Origin of the sequence: Aeromonas sp. R7-1, assembly GCF_040908115.1 — a bacterium.
Taxonomy (GTDB): domain Bacteria; phylum Pseudomonadota; class Gammaproteobacteria; order Enterobacterales; family Aeromonadaceae; genus Aeromonas; species Aeromonas caviae.
In genome coordinates, this window is the sequence record NZ_JBFODD010000061.1 from 1 (window position 1) to 3,937 (window position 3,937).

Consider the following 3,937-nt stretch of genomic DNA (forward strand, 5'->3'; position numbering starts at 1 on the left):
GGACACGCCGGTCACCATGCCTTTGTCGGGACCACTGCTATGGATAGTGGCGATGGCAGGATCGCTGGAGTGCCAGCTCACGGCGTCGTCAGCGGTGACATCCAGCACCTGACCATTGGACAGAGTGACTTTCCCTGTGAGCCGTTCACTCCAGCCTGCTGGCAGGGTGGAGACGGTGGGGGTGATTTGTACTTCCGCCACAACTGCCTTGGTAATGGTCACTTTGGCAGTCGCGCTGAAGTGCTGTCCATTGGCCTCACCGGAAGCTGTGATGGTGACAGTCCCTGGGGACACGCCGGTCACCCTGCCTTTGTCGGCGCCACTGCTGCTGATGGTGGCGACGGCCGGGTCGCTGGAGCGCCAGCTCACGGCGTCGTCAGCGGTGACATCCAGCACCTGACCATCGGAAAGAAGGGCTTCCCCTGTGATCTGTTCACTCAAGCCAACCGGCAGAGAAGAAACGGCGGGGGTGATCTGTAGCTGGGTCACGACGGCATGGGTAATGGTCACCTCGGCAGTCGCGCTGAAGGACTGGCCATTGGCCTTGCCGGAGGCGGTAATGGTGACGGTTCCTGCGGAGACACCGGTCACCCTGCCTTTGTCGGCGCCACTGTTGCTGACGGTGGCAACGGCCGAGTCGCTGGAGCGCCAGCTCACCACGTCGTCAGCGGTGACATCCAGCACCTGACCATCGGAAAGAAGGGCTTCCCCTGTGAGCTGTTCACTCAAGCCAACGGGCAGAGAGGAAACGGCGGGGGTGATCTGTACCCGGGTCACGACGGCATCCGTGATGGTCACCTCGGCGGTGGCGCTGAAGTGCTGGCCATTGGCCTCACCGGAGGCGGTGATGGTGACGGTTCCTGCGGACACGCCGGTCACCCTGCCTTTGTCGGTGCCACTGCTGCTGATGGTGGCGACGGCCGGGTCGCTGGAGCGCCAGCTCACAAGGTCGTCAGCGGTGACATCCAGCACTTGGCCATCGGACAGAATGACTTCCCCTGTGAGCTGTTCACTCAAGCCAACCGGCAGAGAAGAAACGGCGGGGGTGATCTGTAGCTGGGCCACAACGGCATGGGTGATGGTCACCTCGGCCGTCGCGCTGAAGGATTGGCCATTGGCTTCACCGGAGGCAGTGATGGTGACGGTTCCTGCGGAGACGCCGGTCACCCTGCCTTTGTCGGTGCCACTGCTACTGACGGTGGCAACGGCCGGGTCGCTGGAGCGCCAGCTCACGGCATCGTCAGCGGTGACATCCAGCACCTGGCCATCGGACAGAATGGCTTCCCCTTTGAGTTGTTCACTTAAGCCAACCGGCAGGGAGGAAACGGCGGGGGTGATCTGCAATCCGGATATGGAGATATCTGGCGGTATTACAGTGGATGAGTCATTGTTATTACCATTACAACCCAGTAATAAAAATGAGAAGAATAGGGCGACATATGACCATAATATCTTTGTCATAGGTAAAGTCCTCTAGGTTTATATTTCTGGCGCAAGCCTTGAAGGGCTCACATGAATTTATGCGCGTCGTGACAGTCAGGCTGGAAATCATGTTTTTGATGGGGGTGCTTATAAGCCCAGTCAGAACATACGATTTCAATCAGAGCGGCGTTGATCGCCAGGTGTTGGTTGGCGGATGGTGGCCGCCAGTAATCTATTCACTGTCGAGACGTTTATTTACTGGGGGCGCAGGACGTTGCTGTATTGCAGATGCCCTGGCGCATGGATATAGCTGGCGCTTGCGCGCCAGCAACAAAAGCTAAATATCCTTACGAACACAGGCCACGTGGTTGCTTTCGGTATTGTCGGCCTGGCTGAAGGAGGTACCGTTGCTCATGTTGGTGCGCCAGCGCCAGTCTTTCCATTCCTTATCGTTGGCCCAGTAGAGGTTCGAACTACCGCCACATTGGCCGCGCAGGGGCCACCCGTGAACATCACACATGACATCACTGGACTGACCGAGCTCTACAGATGAGCTCTGAGAAAACAGGTTTTGGAGTTCGAGTTTGGTTGGCAGGCGAGCCGCTGGGTTCAGTCCTTTGCAATAGGCATCGGCATCGTTCCAGCTACGTCCAATCGTGTCAGGAGTAGTGAAAAACGCCAGGGGTGGCTTAACCTCCACCTCGGCAGTCGCACTGAAGGATTGGCCATTGGCCTCACCGGAGGCGGTGATGGTGACCGTTCCAGCGGACACGCCGGTCACCTTGCCTTTGTCGGGGCCACTGTTGCTGATGGTGGCAACAGCCGGGTTGCTGGAACTCCAGCTCACGGCGTTATCCGCAGTCACATCGAGTTCCTTGCCATCAGAGAGCATGACTTCCCCTTTGAGCTGTTCACTCAAGCCAGCCGGCAGGGAGGAAAACGCGGGGGTGATCTGTACCTGGGTCACGTCGAGGTTGGTGATGGTCACCTCGGCGGTGGCGCTGAAGTGCTGACCGTTGGCCTCACCGGAGGCGGTGATGGTCACAGTCCCTGCGGACATGCCGACCACCAGGCCTTTGTTGGGACCACTGTTGAAGATGATGGCAACGAGCGGGTTGCTTGAGCTCCAGCTCACGGCATCGTCAGCGGTGACATCCAGCAGCAGCATCGACTGATGGCCATCGTACAGAAGGGCTTCCCCTTTGAGCTGTTTACTCAAGCCAACCTGCAAGGAGGAAACGGCGGGGGTGATCTGTACCTGGGTCACGACGAGACTGGTAATGGTCACCTCGGCCGTCGCGCTAAAGTGCTGGCCATTGGCCTCACCGGAAGCTGTGATGGTGACGGTTCCTGCGGACACGCCGGTCACCATGCCTTTGTCGGGACCACTGCTATGGATAGTGGCGATGGCAGGATCGCTGGAGTGCCAGCTCACGGCGTCGTCAGCGGTGACATCCAGCACCTGACCATTGGACAGAGTGACTTTCCCTGTGAGCCGTTCACTCCAGCCTGCTGGCAGGGTGGAGACGGTGGGGGTGATTTGTACTTCCGCCACAACTGCCTTGGTAATGGTCACTTTGGCAGTCGCGCTGAAGTGCTGTCCATTGGCCTCACCGGAAGCTGTGATGGTGACAGTCCCTGGGGACACGCCGGTCACCCTGCCTTTGTCGGCGCCACTGCTGCTGATGGTGGCGACGGCCGGGTCGCTGGAGCGCCAGCTCACGGCGTCGTCAGCGGTGACATCCAGCACCTGACCATCGGAAAGAAGGGCTTCCCCTGTGATCTGTTCACTCAAGCCAACCGGCAGAGAAGAAACGGCGGGGGTGATCTGTAGCTGGGTCACGACGGCATGGGTAATGGTCACCTCGGCAGTCGCGCTGAAGGACTGGCCATTGGCCTTGCCGGAGGCGGTAATGGTGACGGTTCCTGCGGAGACACCGGTCACCCTGCCTTTGTCGGCGCCACTGTTGCTGACGGTGGCAACGGCCGAGTCGCTGGAGCGCCAGCTCACCACGTCGTCAGCGGTGACATCCAGCACCTGACCATCGGAAAGAAGGGCTTCCCCTGTGAGCTGTTCACTCAAGCCAACGGGCAGAGAGGAAACGGCGGGGGTGATCTGTACCCGGGTCACGACGGCATCCGTGATGGTCACCTCGGCGGTGGCGCTGAAGTGCTGGCCATTGGCCTCACCGGAGGCGGTGATGGTGACGGTTCCTGCGGACACGCCGGTCACCCTGCCTTTGTCGGTGCCACTGCTGCTGATGGTGGCGACGGCCGGGTCGCTGGAGCGCCAGCTCACAAGGTCGTCAGCGGTGACATCCAGCACTTGGCCATCGGACAGAATGACTTCCCCTGTGAGCTGTTCACTCAAGCCAACCGGCAGAGAAGAAACGGCGGGGGTGATCTGTAGCTGGGCCACAACGGCATGGGTGATGGTCACCTCGGCCGTCGCGCTGAAGGATTGGCCATTGGCTTCACCGGAGGCAGTGATGGTGACGGTTCCTGCGGAGACGCC

General features: G+C 60.0%; 2 protein-coding genes. Both read right to left on the reverse strand.

Annotated features, from left to right (window positions below; all coding sequences use genetic code 11):
* On the reverse strand, nt 1-1,344 hold a 1,344-nt coding region (locus tag AB5Y51_RS18085; protein ID WP_368178886.1), incomplete at its 3' end, for an Ig domain-containing protein.
* A 415-nt stretch (nt 1,345-1,759) separates the two neighbouring features.
* Nucleotides 1,760-3,937 (reverse strand): Ig-like domain-containing protein (locus AB5Y51_RS18090; RefSeq protein ID WP_368178888.1); only part of this gene is annotated, 2,178 nt, incomplete at its 5' end.